We start from the raw sequence: 14,147 nt of genomic DNA on the forward strand, positions 1-14,147 counted from the left end.
AGCGTGGAGTCATAAGTATTTTTAGAGATGTAGTTTGATCTGAAATATTATTAACGTAAATGGATATTAAGGGATTACATCATGAAAATAAGAAAAGCTATTATCCCTGCTGCAGGGATCGGAACCAGATTTTTGCCTGCTACTAAGGCCTAGCCTAAAGAAATGCTACCAATTGTCGATAAACCAACAATTCAATTCATCGTTGAAGAAGCAAAGGCTGCAGGGATTGAAGACATTTTGATCGTAACCGGCAAGAATAAACGCGCAATTGAGAACCATTTTGACTCAAATCCAGAACTTGAACAAGATTTGGAGGCGACCGGCAAGACCGAGTTATTGAAGTTGACACAAGACATCACCAACTTGGGGATTAACTTGTACTACACGCGTCCACCGCATCCCGCCGGATTAGGCGACGCCATCTATCGCGCCCGTAGCTTCGTCGGTGAGGAACCTTTTATCGTGATGCTTGGCGACGACTTGATGCGCGACAAAGTGACGTTGACTAAGCAGTTGATCGATGAGTATGATAAGACGCGTGCTTCAACTATTGCCGTGATGAAAGTGCCACACAAGGAAGTATCCAAGTATGGTGTAATAGATCCTGGCGGTATGTTGAATAAGGATCTTTACAACGTTAAGAAGTTTGTCGAGAAACCAGCCGTAGATAAGGCACCAAGTGACTTCGCCATTTATTTGCTTACACCTGAAATTTTTGATATTCTCGAGCATCAAAAGCCAGGTCGCGGTGGTGAAATTCAATTAACTGATGCCATCGATACTTTGAATCAAACACAACGAGTATTTGCTCATGTATTTAGAGGTCAACGTTTCGATGTAGGTAACAAGGAAGGTTACCTTGAAACCTCAATTCAATATGGATTGAAGCACCCCGAAACTCGTGATGCTTTGAAGAAGTACATTATCGATTTAGGCAAGCAACTTGAAAAGGAATAGTTAGCTGCGTTACATTGCTTGAAGTAGTGTATAATTTTTTTGAATAACCTTTTTGTTAAGACTAACTCCAGCCTTCGGTAGGCTGGAGTTTTTTGCGTCTTTATTAAGAAGATTTATAATATGCTAATAGTTGGATATGAATAATATAAGTGAGTGAAAGTAATATGGGAGAAATAAATTCGAATTTATCAGATACGTTTGCTAAAAGAGAATTGGAAAAAAGAAGTATAGCCAAGAAAATTCCAGATGTGTTCTATAAAGGTATTAATTTAGATTACATTTTAAAATTATGCTGCGATTCCAAATTATAAATAACTATGAGTTCTACTATGGGAGAATGCATTGAGACACACTTTTATAAATTAATACGCGTGGTGCTAGTTAAATCGTTCTAGACAATATGCCATATTATAAGCTAAAATGGCAACTTCGAGTCTCTCTTGAAAACCTGCTAAACTTCTAGCTCGATTATTTTCAGCGTTGTAGTAAGACAAAAGCGAAAATCACTCTCGATGGTCCTTCTGAGTGCCATTAAATAGTGCTTATTGTGCTTTTGAGAATTCTTCATATTTTTACGATATGGTGTCCAAAGCGTATAGCCCATTTACTCTAAGCGTTGATTCAGGTTTTTGCCCAAATATTCTTCATCGCCCAAAAGGTAACGATTGTCAGGATGAGCGTTAGCAATCAGTTCTACTGTTTCCTTAGCATCATGAACTGAGGCCTTGGTTACGATATAATCTAGCAAGTAGCCGTCGTCGTTAACAATAGCGTGGACCTTAAAACCATAATAATAGATTTTTTTGGTTGCCTTATAGCCAATATCGGCATAGCCACGAAAGATCTACTTCCTCATTAAGGCCATGTCGAATTAAATAGATCAATGGCAAAAGAATGCGTGCTCTGCGATTAAAGCGAGAGTGAGATAAATTAACAAGCTTTTCACAAAATCTTCTTTGAGATTCAATGCCCAATGAAGCCTGCCAAATAAGCAAGGCCAGAATAGAACTGTCAGATATTTTACATCGATTGATATTCCGTCTTTGCTTTAATGCATCTGGGGCATAAAGTTTGTACAAACAGCGACAAATTATATTTAAACGACTAAAACTAACTTGTGTTAGGATGAGAAAAACGCTTAAGCTTAGGGTAGTTCAATCTAGTCAGACTCTTTTCTATTAATATGTTTACAAGTCGAGTCTAACAAGATTGGACTTTTTTTGTTAACTAAAACGATTTAACTAGCACCACGCGTAAATTAATATTAAATTCTATTGAAACTGTCAAATCTTTTGTGTAAATAGATCTTTCTCATAGATTGATTTTTTATTCTTTATTTAATCAAAGTAAGATTCTAAGGTGTCCTGAACCTGACCAAAGCCTTTGTGAATTCGGTTGAAGTAGCGGTCATTGTAACTCATTGCTTGGATGCCAATAAAAGTATCAAGCGACTGTTCAGTCGGAAACTCTGCTTTAGGCTTAGCCTTGCGCTTAATGACGTTGCTAAAAGCTTCAATCATGTTGGTAGAGTAAATTGAAGCTCTGATCTGCTTAGGATAATTATAGAAGACCAGCAGGTCCAGCTTGATGTCTTTCAGGTTTCTTATGACATGATTATAACTCTTGTCCCATTTGGCATAGAAGGCATGCAATACATCAACAGCAGCTGCTTTATTGGCTTGCTGGTGAATCTGCTTGAATTCGTTCATAATTGCCTCGCGATCCTCCACGCGTACTTTAGCGCATATATTACGCATGACATGAACCAAGCTGACTGAGCCGCAGTAAGGACATGCAGGCGGGATCAGCACTGCTTGATAGATCTTCTGCTTAATGCCATGCTCAATGCGATAAAAATAATCTTCAAAAATTATGTTAGAGTCTTCAATATCAAGGGAAAATTTAATAGAATTATTGTAAGAGGACATAGTAATACCTTTGTTTATACATAGAATATTTGGTGGAACGGATTTTTATTGTAGCAGGGGGACCATGTCCTCTTTTTTTGCAATAAAAAAGCGAGGACTGCAAACATTGCAATCCTCGCCTTTAATATCCAGAACACAGATCAAGCGCCTGTCTATGCTAGAGGCTCCAGGCCTGATGGGTGTCTTGATATGTGGTATTTTTTATATTTCGATTGAAAGAATAATAGTCTTCTTCAAAATTCAATATCACAACAGCACCTCATTTCTACAAATCTGGGTTATGAATTTTTATCATAAAGTAAGCGCTTACCTTATTTACCCTTAATATATCATATAATCGCCGAATTTTGTAGCATTTTAATTCTAGAAAGGGTAAAAAGAGTTAAAACATGTTACATTAGATATAGACAATATAGTAATTATTATTTTTAGAGGTAGAAATGATTAGACAAGCAAGAAAAACAGATTTTCCATTTGTATATCCTATTCTTAAGCAGATTTTTGACGAAATGCAGATGAAGTCGATCGAATCATTGCCAGAAGACCAATTCTATAGTTTGATGAAGCTCGGCTTTATTTCTGAAGACTATCGTTATTCTTACCGCCGTGTTTGGGTAGACGAAAGAGAGGGCAGAGTCGTTGGTATTCTCGACATGTATCCATACAAGGACCAAAAGATCATCGATGTTGTTTTGCGTCACAATTATGCTAAAACTGGCTTGCCAATTTCAACTGTGATTTTTGATGATCAAGAAGCTTGGCCACATGAGTGGTACATCGATTCCTTAGCTGTTCATCCCGACCACTGGGGTGAAGGAATCGCCAGCAGCTTGATGGATGAAGCTGAAAAGATTGCCAAGGATCATGGCTATAACATCATCAGTTTAAATGTGGATAAAGAAAATCCACGTGCACAAAAGCTCTATGTTCATAAAGGTTACGAAGTAGAGAAGTCAATGACCATTGGCGATCGTACTTACGACCACATGATCAAACATATTTAACGGCAAAAGGGATGCGAGAGGCATCCCTTTTTTTACGCATTTGATGGCAACATAAATCTTACTTCATTGTAGATATCCAATGCATTCTTCTTATGTCCATGAGCCAGCCAATCAGTAACGTGTGAGAACAGCACAGAAGTGAAGCCTTTGATGTGGTTATTTGAATAATCGCTGTTAAACAAGTGTGTTTGCATTTCTTTGAAAAAGGCGTTGCTGATGTCTTGGCAGATGTGACGGGATGCATTTTTTGATGCCAAATGATAAACATTAATGTAGAACAGGCGAGTGCGATCAATTTGCTTGAGATAAGCATAAATAATCTGTTCGGTGTCGTAGTCGCGGTAGTCTAAAAAGTGCTGATGAATCTCATGTTGAATCGCATCAGAAAACAAGTCTGGCATGCTTGAGTATCTACTGTAGAAAACGCTACGCGTGATACCGAGTGCATCACAAAATTGCGTTACAGAATATGTCTTTAATAATGTAGTAGCTAATTCCTCTTTTAAAATTCTAATTGCTATATTTCTATTCATACATAATTCCCCTTTATATAGTACTTAATTAAATTACACCTATCTCTAACTTTCTCACTCACTTCATGGTTATAAAATATATCAGGAGTGGAATAATATAGCAATAGTCTTTTTTTATAATAATTTGTTTATAGCTTGATGTAAGCATGATCCACGCGCTTAATGTGCTTACAGGTAATGCAAAAAAATTTTTGTAAAATAAAAAAACATGACTACTGTAAATGAACAATAATCATGCGTAATCGCTGAAAACGTTGATTTAACAACATTCTTACTCAAGAATGCTTTAATACCGGGATTTGTAGCTATATAGTTAATCATTAATCTTATCTAATGGAAGATACAAAAAGGAGCAGGCTGTATGAAAATAGTGGGGCAAATTAAAAGAGTTCAAACAGATGACTAAACCATTTGAACCCTTGGATTAGGAACTTTATTAAGTTGAAACTACAACGTCAAATTAGTGGTTAAACTTCTTGTAGTTTTGGATGTAACATTTTGCAACGCCCATCATGTGAACACTGACCTTGCTTGGGTCATCCTTCAAACCACTGAAGCTAACACCGAAGTATTTGGTCTTAGCATCGTAGTTCTTAGTACGACAACCAAGCAAGTCGCCTGCGTGTTCCCATTCAGTGTATCTTGAAGAATCATTCATTTGGCTGTCTGAACCAGAGAAACCACCAAATAACATTTGCTTAACGTTAAAGTAAATTTGGTTCTTCAATGCTGACATGGTACGTATGTTGGTATGAAATTCAGGTGAGATAGGTAAACCAGCTTCATCTTCATAAACTTGACCTACTCTTGAATTAAGGCCTGAAGCTTTAGCTGCACGTTCAATACCTGGAACATAGTGATCGGCATCCCAGCAAGATCTGTTGTGATCGTAGTATTGGTTAGCAACACGATCAGCAAAGTGTAAAGCACCAGTCTTGTAAGTCCAAGATTGCTTGCCGAGTTGGTTACGAGCAGAGTTGATTAAACTTAAAGTGTATTCACTTAATTCAACCTTTTGGCTGTTAGTTAATTTAGTCACGTTAACTAAGCTGTTATCATTACCTGCCTCGCTGTTGATGTTTTCTTTCATACCCTTCTTTGAAGCATTGATTAAAGCTTTACTTGCTTTACCAGTTTGATTCCATTTAATAATGGCACTCTTGGTGTAACCAGATGGTAAAGTGATTGAAGCAGCTTCAACAGTAGAAAAAGTTGAAGTTGATGAATCGTTGTTCCAAGCGGTAACAGCGCCACCGGCTAATGCAGCAGCAATACTAATGGTTGATAAAAGTTTAACGTTCTTTCTTATTTTCCTCATCCCTTATGATTTGAAATCTCGTTTAATAAAGTTTTCGCCGATTGTAAAATCAAGTTGAACACTTTATAAAAATAAAAGTCCATCTGGACCTGTTTGATAGAATATTAATATCCACAAAAACATCTATTGGAGGTCACAAATGGACTCTTTACGTTTTACCATGAATCAGCACGTTAAAGGCAAGCACTTATCATTTGAAGAGCGGGTTGTTATCCAAACACGTTTAAAAGATGGTTATTCTATTAGAGCGATTGCTCGCGAATTGGGCTGCTCTCCTTCTACAATTAGCTATGAGGTCAAACGTGGTACTGTTTCTCTCTATCATGGCAAGCAGCAGCGCAACAGAGAATAAGTGTAGCAGGATTAGAAACAAAGTCTATATACGTAAACATTTAATAACGGTTTATTTTATAACAAAATCTAGATTTTTAAACTAGAAATGTTGTTATTCTGCTATTTTGACGTCAAAAATAGCAAACCTATACGGCTAATAAATAATTTTATGTTTTTTATTAAAAAATTTAAATATATAAAATAGTTAATAAATATAACCAAGGTTATCTTAGATTCTAAAAATAAAAAAGCCAAAGATTGCTGTCATACCGGCAAATATAAGCCTTATTTATATATTAACTATACTGTATATAAATAGATAAAGAAGATAATTAATAATTTTGAAAAAACACAATATATACCTAAAAAGCCGACCTTAGGCTAAATATCGAAGCCAAAACCATATAAATTACTAAAAATATCCGTTTTTCCCAATTAAACCTATACGTTATACAAAAAATGAACTTATTTGAAATAACATGTAGCCCGAATTGTTTCTCCCTATTAAATAGTTCTTTTTTCTCCAAACTCAGATGACCAATGTTGTATATATAGTAGAAAAATGCGTTTAGTTTAATAAAAAATATTTCACGAGGCGAAACGAGTTCCAAGCGCTGAAACAAAGTCTGAAGCCGTTGAAAACGGATACATTTAGCAAAAATGATGGTATAAATATAACCGTAAGGTAAATGAAACGGAAAACATATCAGAGATAAAAACTTATCAAAGGAGATTTTAGATATGAACGGTAAGAAATATTCAGTAGTTATTGCCGGTGGTGGTAGTACATTTACACCAGGATTTGTACTCGACTTAATCAAGAGCCAAGACAAGTTCCCAATGAGACAATTGAAGTTCTACGATAACGATGCAGAACGTCAAAAGAAGATTGGTGAAGCTGTTAAGATCATCATGAAGGAAAGAGCTCCACAAATTAAGTTCTCATACACCACTGATCCTAAGGAAGCCTTTACTGACGTTGACTTCGTAATGGGTTCAATTCGTGTTGGTAAATACCACATGAGAAGCTTGGATGAAAAGATCCCATTGAAATACGGCGTAAACGGTCAAGAAACTACAGGACCCGGAGGTATGGCTTACGGTCTTCGTTCAATTCCTGCAATCATTCAAATTATTGACTGGATGCAAGAATACTCACCGAACGCTTGGATGATCAACTACTCCAACACTATTGCGATTGTTGCTGAAGCTTGCCGTCGTCTTCGTCCAAATGCAAAAATTATCAACATTTGTGATATGCCTATTGATGACATGGACAGAATGGCAGCTATCTGCGGTCTTGACAGCTGGCACGACATTGACTTCAACTACTACGGCTTGAACCACTTCGGCTGGTGGAAAGAAGTTAGAAACAAGAAGACCGGCGAAGACTTAATGCCTAAGCTTAAGGAATACGTTAAGGATCACGGCTACTGGGTAGGCGGCGATTACGACAAGGATACTGAAGCTTCATGGGAAGCAACATTCAAGAAGGTCGCCGACGACTACAAGATGGATCCAGAAACCTTGCCAAACAACTACATGCAATACTACTACTTCCCACAATACGAAGTAGCAAACGCTGATCCAAAGCACACTCGTACCGATGAAATTCGTGAACACCGTCAAAAGATTGTCTTCGGTGAATGTGAACGTATCGTTAAGGCTGGTACCGCTAAGGATAACATTTGGGACATCTCAGGTTTGCACTCAGAATATATCGTTGATATTATTCACGCTATTGCTTTTAACACTCACGAAAAGTTCTTGGCTAACTGCCCTAATAATGGTGCCATTTCTAACATGGATCCAGATTCAATCGTTGAAGTTCCTGCGTTATTCGGTGCTGATGGTATTCAACCTATGGCAACTGGTAAGGCCGGCCGCTTCCAAAGAGGTTTGATGATGGAACAACAAACTTGTGAAAAGTTGGTTGTTGATGCCTACGTTGAACATTCTTACCAAAAGATGCTTCAAGCCTTCGCTTTGAACAAAACTGTACCAGACGCTTCAGTTGCTAAGAAGATTTTGGATGACATGATTCCAGTTAACGCTCCATACTGGCCAGAATTGAAATAATCCAGTTAAACTGCACACCTTTAAAACAAAAAATGAAAGGATAACCGTCTATGTGGCGGCTATCCTTTTTGCGTCTAACATGATATTCTTTTGGTAAAGACAAAATACAGGAAAGAAAGGAAAAAAGATGGATTTAGAAGCAGCAGTCATGAAGAACAAAGAAGCTTTTAACGAGACTGATAAGGCGATTGTGAGCTACTTGTTGCAATATCCTGAAGCTGCCAGCAAGTTGAGTCTGATGGAACTTGCACAGAAGCTGTATGTTTCTAAGTCCGCTATTTTTCGTTTAAGTAAAAAGCTAGGGTTGAGTGGTTTTAGCGAGTTGAAGTTTGAATTGTCTGAATTAACGGCTAAAAAGGCGCAGCGCGAAAAGTATGCGCAAGGTTTGAATTTTGACGCTAATTTGCAAAAGATTCTGGAAGAGACCGTTAAGTATTTTAAGGGTTTGAATCTGACTGATTTGTTCAATGATTTGGATCGCGCTGAAACAATTTATATTTATTCAACCGGTTGGCAGCAGCAAATCATTGCGGAATATTTGGCCCATTCCTTTTTCTTGATTGGTAAAAAAGCGATTATTCTGCCGAGTGCGCGCGACGAAGTTTCGATGCTAGGGCGGTCGGTGAAAACCAACGACATGCTGTTTGTGATTTCGTTTGGCGGCTTTAACAAGACGATTCTGGAAGAGCTAAAGAAAATCGATGCGGTCAATAACCAATTGAAGCTGGTTTCTTTGACTAGTTGGCAGCCAGGAAAGATTGCCTCACTGAGTAATTATAGCTTTTTCTTTAAAACGACGCCATTTCAGTTTAGCAATCAGAATGCGGTCACGTTCAGCTCAGCCTATGTTTTGATCGATTTGTTGATGAATGAGTACGGCAAGCATTGCGGTTTGTAAAAAATAGAGGATATGTATTATGAAGAAATTATTATTGCTATCAACAGGGGGCACGATTGCTTCTGTAGCATCTAACGCTGGTTTGGTACCTAAGGAAACTGGCGAAGAGTTAATCAAGATGCTGGGTAAATTGCCTTATGACATTCACGTCGAGGATATCTTGCAGCTGGATTCATCCAACATTCAGCCGGAAGAATGGAAGTTTATCGCACAAAATATCTATAAATACCGCAATGATTATGATGGCATCGTCGTTTCACACGGTACGGATACGATGGCATATACCGCTTCAATGCTGTCTTTTATGTTGAAGAATATTAATATCCCGGTCGTTTTAACGGGGAGTCAGGTGCCAATTAACATCGTCTTAAGTGACGCCCACGACAATTTGCGTTTGGCCTTTGCGGCTGCCGCTACTTGTCCGCCTGATATTTATTTGGCCTTCCACAACAAGGTAATGTTGGGTTGTCGCTCAGTGAAGGTGCGAACAACCAACTTCGATGCCTTCGAAAGTGTGAATGTGCCACCTGTAGCCACTGTTTCTTCTGATGGTTTGGTCTTCAATACTGACGACCATTTTCAAAAGAAGCACGATGGCGAGCCGGTTTTGAATACCAAGATCAATTCACACGTTTCTTTGGTCAAATTGTTCCCTGGTTTTGATCCGAATTTACTGTTTGCGATGGTAGATAGCGGCTGTCGCGGGATCGTTATTGAGGCCTATGGTTTGGGCGGGATGAACTTTATTCGCCGCAATATGGTAGCCGCAATCGGTAAGTTAATCCGTCGCGGCATCCCCGTCATCGCCAGCAGCCAATGTTTATATGAACGTAGCGATTTAACCAAGTACGAAGTAGGACGTGAAGCCTTGCTTGAAGGTGCGATCAGCGCCTGCGATATGACGTCTGAGAGTGCGATCACTAAGTTGATGTGGGCTTTAGGCCAAGGCATGGATGTCCACGAAATCGATGATTTTTTCAATACTAATGTCGCTGGCGAAGTAACTCTTAAGTAAGTTTAAAAATTGTTACAATTTGGTTAAATGTAAGCGTACTCATTCCCGCGATGGCAAGCTCCGTGTATAATATAGAGGCAGAAGGAGCGGTGCCCGGATGAAGAGTAAAGTTTTAGAAAAAATATGGATTATTCTGGCAGCATTAGGTATTGGCGTTTCCCTTTTTATCAATAATTCCAACAAGCTAATCGAGTCTAATGCATCAAACTTTTCCAACGCAATAATTAGTAAAAAGTAAATTAATTCAGTCACGCAAGTGGCTGTTTTTTATATAATAAAGAAAAACATGAAATGGACGTGAATGAATTGGATAATTTTGAAGAAGTTAGAAACAATTTGCAAATGATTGAAGAAATGCTTAACCGCATGCCACTTGAACACGGTGGTGAGAATGATGTTTTTGCAGTGACTGCTAAGGATATGGACGATTTGCTCAGCAATGTAACCCCAGACATGAATGGCAAAGATGTTGTAGAAGAGGCTAAGCCAATTTTACACACTTGCCACAAGGTTTTGGAATTGCGCAAGAAGGAAAATCGTTTGACTCCAGAACAAGAATCTTTGCTTGAAGACATCGAAAAGCTTGACTAAGAGTTTAATTGGAAAAAAATTATAAAACGGCCTGAAACAGGTACTGCGTGAGCTTCTGTGTTAAAATGTAAGCATAGAAATCGCTTACATTTAATACAAAAAAGAGGTAAAAATTATGGAACTTTTAATTGCAACTCATGAGGGCCTTGCTTCAGGCCTTGTTTCTGCACATGACATGCTGGTAGGCAAAAACGACCAAATTATGACAATTGAACTTAACGACAGCGGCATCAGAGACTTCCGCAGACGTTTTGCTGAATTGATGGACAGACATCAATCAGGTCAAGTTTTGATTTTGACTGATTTAAGAAATGGTACGCCACACTTGGTAGCTAAGGAATATGAAGAAGCTCACCCAGACAGCGTAAGAGTGGTTAGTGGTGCTAACTTGCCAATGATTTTGGAATTAGGCCACAATTTAATTAGCGCTAATTTAGATGATGTCGCAAGAAGAGCCATCCAAGTTGGTCGCGGCGACATCGAAGTTGATAAAATGCAATTGGCATAAAGAAAAGACGGTATTTCTACCGTCTATTTTTTTGCAAAAAAGTGTTTGATTTTAGTGAAGATATTTTCTGGTTTTTGATTAGAATCATCAATGTTAGTAGGTTGAGTATTATTCTCCTTATTTTCTTGTTTAGTAGAAGAATAATATTTAGCCTTTTTTAGATTCTTATTTTGATGATGATTAGTCTTTTTCTTAGTACTTTTATGATCAGATAAGCGAATATGCTGGGTGGTTATGCTCTTTGATTTTCGATTGAAATAATGCTTTTCATCGGTCTGAGCTTCCATCGCAATATCAGGTCTGATATAGTAAAGATCCCTACTTTCATAGCTGTTGATCAAGAAGACCAAAATATCATGCAGGTCGCAAATGCAGTGCCAGGCCTGCTTTTTATCAGGTTCTAACTTGCTATCATGAATGGCGGCGTTACCCATACGGCGGACTTCGTCGAATAAATCCATGATGCTAAGTGGATAATTAACCTCTGAGCGTAAGTAATGTGTATCGTTTCGCAAATTGCGGTATTCGCCATCGCGGATCGGATAATACTGGTTTAAATTTTCTAGCTTAAAAATCTTCTTCACGATCGTTTCAAGTAGCAGGCGTGCATTACTGATAACATCGCGATAGTCATCGATCGTATATAACTTATAAATTTTTTCTGCAGCAGGATATTGTTCATTGAAGTACTTGCTGTCTTTTAAAAAATCAAAATTAATTTCCATTATGTTTCCCTTTGATTAATTCAAAAAAGATATTTGCTATTTTAGCTCAACTTGGTACCCTAGTAAAAAAAGGTATTTTCAAATAGGGTGTAAACATGAAAAAACATAAAAAACTTTGGGCAACGGGGATCATTATTGTCTTAATCGGTATTCTCGCTGCCGCTGGTAATTTTTATTATACAAAAGATCGGCAAATTAACCGTATTGTAACGAATTTACGCAATCCAAAAACTGGAATGGCAAAATACGTAACAGCTTCAACGCCAGATATGAACGTCACCGATAGCAGTTTAAAACCGCTCCAAAGCTATTTTAAAGAGCACAAGCAAGCTGCTAACCGTTTAGCTTATAACTTGCGTCACAACCGTGATAGCGGCGAAATTCAGTTGGTAGAATCCGGCAGATATTTCCTGTTCTTTCCAAAATACACGCTGCGTGTGCAAGTCTATCGTACGCAGATTAAGACCAACCACGCTGGTTCAACTTTGATGATTAACCACAAAAATTATGGTCAAATGGAAGGTGGCAACCAGAACTACTACCAAGATTTAGGCATGGTTTTCCCAGGACGCTACCACATTTCAGTTAAATCAACGGTTAACGGCCGCAAGCTTGATGCCGATTCAATCGTCAATATTTGGTCCAACAAGACCGTCGATATGAATATCAAGACGGCTACGTTCCAAATCCGCAGCGTGCCTAACGGCGTCATCTACGTCAACGACCGTAAGGTAGGTAAGCTCAACAAGTACGGTAATTATACTTTTAAAGACTATCCAATTGCTAAGCGCATGGAAATCTACATCCAAAGCACCGTTAACGGCAAGAAGATCAAGTCCGAAACGGTTAGAGACTTGTCACAATCAATCAGCTCAGAATTTAGCGATAGTGAAGATGATGTGACCGACTACGACAATACCGCCGATACTTACCAAGGCAACAGCGAAAAGGACGTCTACCAAGATGAGGAAGGCGACTACATTGTCAATCCGATCTGGCCTGGTTTGATTCAGGCGGGGGATGCCGCTAGAATGCTCTACAACAACTTCAAGGAGCCAGACGCCGAAGCCTTTGAAAATGGTGAAGATAATGCCGACTACAAGAAGATTGCTAAGCAAGTTAAGGCTTGGAAGAAGAAAAAGAATCTTAAGAAGTACAGCGTGAAGGTGAAGGTAATCTCAGTCTTGCCAGGCGAACGCAATTACAGCAATGTGAACTATGAAGTAACCTTTATCAGAAAGTTTAAGGACAAGAGCAAAAAGAAAGAGAAGTTGTCATACCAGAACGCTATTTTCCATCAAGTCGATGGTCAACAAGAGATTCAAACTTTAGGAAAGTGCAGATTAATCAAAACAAAAACTAGCAATTAAAGCTTGATGTTATAGGCTTTTCCACTTGTTAAAAAGTGGGAAAGCTTTTTTTGTGCCAAAAACAGATTGACAAAATTGTAATATCATATTACTGTATTAATTAGATAATACAGTAAAACAAAAAGCAGAAAAATGAGGTTTTTAAAATGAATGAAATTCTTGTGGTGGACAATATCACCAAGACTTACGGGAAAAAAAGCGAAAAACAATACCAAGCTTTGAAAGGCATCAACTTCAAGGTCACTTCAGGCGAATTCGTCGCAATCATGGGTGCTTCAGGCTCTGGTAAGACTACCTTGTTAAACATTCTTTCAACGCTTGATAAGCCAACTACCGGCCAAGTTTTTATCAACGGTAAAGACATCAGCAATTTAAATGCCAACCAAATGGCTGACTTCCGTAGTAAGGAAATTGGATTTATCTTCCAAGACTTCAACTTATTGGAAAATTTGACCAACCGTGAAAATATTGCGTTGCCACTCAGCTTGCGCGGTATTTCAACTAATCGCATTAATCCACTTGTGGATAAAATTGCAGCTAAGTTGGGGATTAAAGAAATTTTGGACAAATATCCAGCTGAAATTTCTGGTGGTCAAAAGCAGCGTGTTGCTTCAGCTCGCGCACTTGTTCACGAACCAGCCATGCTGTTAGCCGATGAACCAACCGGTGCGCTGGACTCTAAGAGTGCCCGTGAACTTTTAAATACAATGGAAAACTTAAACAAAAACGATGGCGTAACTACTTTGATGGTTACCCACGATCCATTTTCCGCCAGCTTTGCCAACCGCATTTTCTACTCTAAGTCAAGTGTTATCAACGATTTTAAGCAATTTTATTTTGAAATACAGGCCTAATCGGGAAATGGCTCCCGGAGAATCGAGTTAAATA

General features: G+C 38.4%; 12 protein-coding genes and 4 pseudogenes. 11 read left to right on the top strand and 5 right to left on the bottom strand.

The window, feature by feature from the left end:
• The first annotated feature begins 81 nt into the window (after nucleotides 1–81).
• Nucleotides 82–957 (top strand): annotated as a pseudogene (gene galU / locus WS44_RS07160) (UTP--glucose-1-phosphate uridylyltransferase GalU).
• A gap of 377 nt (nucleotides 958–1,334) precedes the next feature.
• Here the strand turns inward: galU and WS44_RS07165 are convergent.
• A pseudogene (locus WS44_RS07165) lies at nucleotides 1,335–2,115 on the bottom strand (IS982 family transposase).
• Nucleotides 2,116–2,294: 179 nt separating this feature from the next.
• A pseudogene (locus tag WS44_RS07170) lies at nucleotides 2,295–2,726 on the bottom strand (transposase); the annotation flags it as partial.
• 599 nt (nucleotides 2,727–3,325) lie between these two features.
• Between WS44_RS07170 and WS44_RS07175 the strand changes: the two are divergent.
• Nucleotides 3,326–3,889, top strand: coding sequence for a GNAT family N-acetyltransferase (locus WS44_RS07175; RefSeq protein WP_013438575.1), 564 nt, complete (start codon nucleotides 3,326–3,328; stop codon nucleotides 3,887–3,889).
• A gap of 32 nt (nucleotides 3,890–3,921) precedes the next feature.
• Here the strand turns inward: WS44_RS07175 and WS44_RS07180 are convergent, their stop codons facing one another.
• Together WS44_RS07180 and WS44_RS07185 are read right to left on the bottom strand one after the other, a co-directional pair.
• The gene (locus WS44_RS07180) at nucleotides 3,922–4,422 is read right to left on the bottom strand and encodes a hypothetical protein (protein WP_046433849.1); all 501 of its coding nucleotides are present in this window, start codon (nucleotides 4,420–4,422) and stop codon (nucleotides 3,922–3,924) included.
• Nucleotides 4,423–4,882: 460 nt separating this feature from the next.
• Complete coding sequence (locus WS44_RS07185) at nucleotides 4,883–5,731, bottom strand: SEC10/PgrA surface exclusion domain-containing protein (RefSeq protein WP_046433861.1); 849 nt, start codon at nucleotides 5,729–5,731, stop codon at nucleotides 4,883–4,885.
• Nucleotides 5,732–5,879: 148 nt separating this feature from the next.
• Here WS44_RS07185 and WS44_RS07190 point away from each other — a divergent pair.
• The 7 genes and pseudogenes from WS44_RS07190 to WS44_RS07215 form a co-directional block, all read left to right on the top strand.
• Nucleotides 5,880–6,080, top strand: a pseudogene (locus WS44_RS07190) (helix-turn-helix domain-containing protein); the annotation flags it as partial.
• Nucleotides 6,081–6,814: 734 nt separating this feature from the next.
• Nucleotides 6,815–8,152 (top strand): 6-phospho-alpha-glucosidase, encoded by a 1,338-nt coding sequence (locus WS44_RS07195; RefSeq protein WP_046433850.1) that lies wholly within the window; start codon nucleotides 6,815–6,817, stop codon nucleotides 8,150–8,152.
• A 127-nt stretch (nucleotides 8,153–8,279) separates the two neighbouring features.
• On the top strand, nucleotides 8,280–9,050 hold the full coding sequence (locus WS44_RS07200) for a MurR/RpiR family transcriptional regulator (protein WP_013438572.1): 771 nt from the start codon (nucleotides 8,280–8,282) through the stop codon (nucleotides 9,048–9,050).
• 19 nt (nucleotides 9,051–9,069) lie between these two features.
• Nucleotides 9,070–10,065, top strand: a complete 996-nt coding sequence (locus tag WS44_RS07205) for an asparaginase (RefSeq protein WP_046433853.1) — start codon at nucleotides 9,070–9,072, stop codon at nucleotides 10,063–10,065.
• A 97-nt stretch (nucleotides 10,066–10,162) separates the two neighbouring features.
• A complete protein-coding gene (locus tag WS44_RS10070; RefSeq protein ID WP_013438570.1) occupies nucleotides 10,163–10,303 on the top strand; it encodes a hypothetical protein in 141 nt (46 codons plus the stop codon).
• A gap of 53 nt (nucleotides 10,304–10,356) precedes the next feature.
• Nucleotides 10,357–10,656: a hypothetical protein gene (locus WS44_RS07210; RefSeq protein ID WP_046433854.1), complete on the top strand. Its 300-nt coding sequence runs from the start codon at nucleotides 10,357–10,359 to the stop codon at nucleotides 10,654–10,656.
• Nucleotides 10,657–10,771: 115 nt separating this feature from the next.
• Nucleotides 10,772–11,164, top strand: a complete 393-nt coding sequence (locus tag WS44_RS07215; protein WP_046433855.1) for a PTS sugar transporter subunit IIA — start codon at nucleotides 10,772–10,774, stop codon at nucleotides 11,162–11,164.
• Nucleotides 11,165–11,187: 23 nt separating this feature from the next.
• On the opposite strand, the gene WS44_RS07220 is transcribed toward WS44_RS07215, so the two are convergent.
• Nucleotides 11,188–11,889 (bottom strand): hypothetical protein, encoded by a 702-nt coding sequence (locus WS44_RS07220; protein ID WP_013438567.1) that lies wholly within the window; start codon nucleotides 11,887–11,889, stop codon nucleotides 11,188–11,190.
• A 95-nt stretch (nucleotides 11,890–11,984) separates the two neighbouring features.
• On the opposite strand from WS44_RS07220, the gene WS44_RS07225 reads away from it, so the two are divergent.
• The gene (locus WS44_RS07225) at nucleotides 11,985–13,259 is read left to right on the top strand and encodes a hypothetical protein (protein WP_046433856.1); all 1,275 of its coding nucleotides are present in this window, start codon (nucleotides 11,985–11,987) and stop codon (nucleotides 13,257–13,259) included.
• Nucleotides 13,260–13,405: 146 nt separating this feature from the next.
• Entirely contained in the window at nucleotides 13,406–14,113 is a 708-nt protein-coding gene (locus tag WS44_RS07230; protein WP_046433857.1) for an ATP-binding cassette domain-containing protein, read from the top strand.
• The last annotated feature ends 34 nt before the right edge of the window (nucleotides 14,114–14,147 follow it).

It is taken from the genome of Lactobacillus sp. N54.MGS-719, assembly GCF_000980505.1.
GTDB lineage: Bacteria > Bacillota > Bacilli > Lactobacillales > Lactobacillaceae > Lactobacillus > Lactobacillus amylovorus.

What these genes read in the sequence shown, in the direction of transcription:
- WS44_RS07175 (WP_013438575.1), top strand. Translation starts at nt 3,326, where the DNA reads ATGATTAGACAAGCAAGAAAAACAGATTTTCCATTTGTATATCCTATT.
- WS44_RS07180 (WP_046433849.1), bottom strand. Translation starts at nt 4,422, where the DNA reads ATGAATAGAAATATAGCAATTAGAATTTTAAAAGAGGAATTAGCTACT.
- WS44_RS07195 (WP_046433850.1), top strand. Translation starts at nt 6,815, where the DNA reads ATGAACGGTAAGAAATATTCAGTAGTTATTGCCGGTGGTGGTAGTACA.
- WS44_RS07200 (WP_013438572.1), top strand. Translation starts at nt 8,280, where the DNA reads ATGGATTTAGAAGCAGCAGTCATGAAGAACAAAGAAGCTTTTAACGAG.
- WS44_RS07205 (WP_046433853.1), top strand. Translation starts at nt 9,070, where the DNA reads ATGAAGAAATTATTATTGCTATCAACAGGGGGCACGATTGCTTCTGTA.
- WS44_RS10070 (WP_013438570.1), top strand. Translation starts at nt 10,163, where the DNA reads ATGAAGAGTAAAGTTTTAGAAAAAATATGGATTATTCTGGCAGCATTA.
- WS44_RS07210 (WP_046433854.1), top strand. Translation starts at nt 10,357, where the DNA reads ATGGACGTGAATGAATTGGATAATTTTGAAGAAGTTAGAAACAATTTG.
- WS44_RS07215 (WP_046433855.1), top strand. Translation starts at nt 10,772, where the DNA reads ATGGAACTTTTAATTGCAACTCATGAGGGCCTTGCTTCAGGCCTTGTT.
- WS44_RS07220 (WP_013438567.1), bottom strand. Translation starts at nt 11,889, where the DNA reads ATGGAAATTAATTTTGATTTTTTAAAAGACAGCAAGTACTTCAATGAA.
- WS44_RS07225 (WP_046433856.1), top strand. Translation starts at nt 11,985, where the DNA reads ATGAAAAAACATAAAAAACTTTGGGCAACGGGGATCATTATTGTCTTA.
- WS44_RS07230 (WP_046433857.1), top strand. Translation starts at nt 13,406, where the DNA reads ATGAATGAAATTCTTGTGGTGGACAATATCACCAAGACTTACGGGAAA.